Here is a 1,015-nt window from a genome sequence, read left to right on the forward strand (position 1 = left end):
GAACATAACCACACCGCAAAACCGTAACAGGTATGACAGTGATTCGAAATCACTTGGAATGCAGGCCGGGATACCCCTTGCGGGTTTTGGTTTGGCTGGAGGCAGCTCTCCTGACATACCTGAATCCCAAGGTACAATCACGGGTGGTGTCAAGGATATTCACAACAATTATCTCTCAACGGAAAAGCATGTTTCTGGAATTGAGGCTGGCAGCGGGGGACTTGATATCAATGTTGGTGGAACGACCACCATCAATGGTGGGGCGATTACTAGCACTGCAGATGCCTCGAAGAATGTCATCAATACAGACAGGTTGGTTGGCAACAGTCTTGATAACCATTCGATTTGGAGCGGACTTAATGTCAATGGAACCGAAACGCTCAAGAGCCAGTATACGGTTGCCGGTGTAGCCACTGACGAGAAAGAAAACAATCTACTGCCCGGCAATGTTTTGAACAAGGTTGTTGGTCCCGGCTTTACGGGTAATATTACCACACATAATGAGCATTCTAAGACGGAAGCGGCCATAGGGGACAATATAACCATCAATGCGGGATCAATTACGGGCACTATCTCTCGTGATCCAGATGCAGCCAATGGTTATCTTGCTGATCGGTTTGATGCGAATAAAATTGACAGCAATTTCAAGAAACAGAATGAAATTACGCAGACGATCAACACCATATCGGATGCTATTATCAACACGGTTTACAATGACAAGAAACCCAACCGGGACAATCATGCGCAGTCAGGGAACGCCCTTAAGCCCAATGGCGGCAAGGGCACGAATGTAACGGCCACCCCATCTGGTGAAATCAGTGACAGGGACATAATGAAGATGGGGGCTTCTGGAATTGCCTCTATTACAGGGGCTGCGCTTGGGGGCGGGGATGTTGGCGCAACGGTTGCGGGTGTTGCCGCGGCTGATGCTGTCAATACAGAGCTGCCAAATATCGGTCAGGTAATTGCTGACAAAATAGCTCCACCAGTGGAAAATCCTCTCAAACCTAATAAT

At 48.2% G+C, this 1,015-nt stretch carries 1 protein-coding gene; it reads left to right on the forward strand.

Going from position 1 to position 1,015, the window contains the following annotated elements; all coding sequences use genetic code 11:
* A partial coding sequence (locus tag H3T57_RS09040) for a hypothetical protein (RefSeq protein WP_198194183.1) occupies window positions 1–1,015 on the forward strand: 1,015 nt, incomplete at both ends.

It is taken from the genome of Commensalibacter sp. W6292M3, from assembly GCF_016101315.1.
Taxonomy (GTDB): domain Bacteria; phylum Pseudomonadota; class Alphaproteobacteria; order Acetobacterales; family Acetobacteraceae; genus Commensalibacter; species Commensalibacter melissae.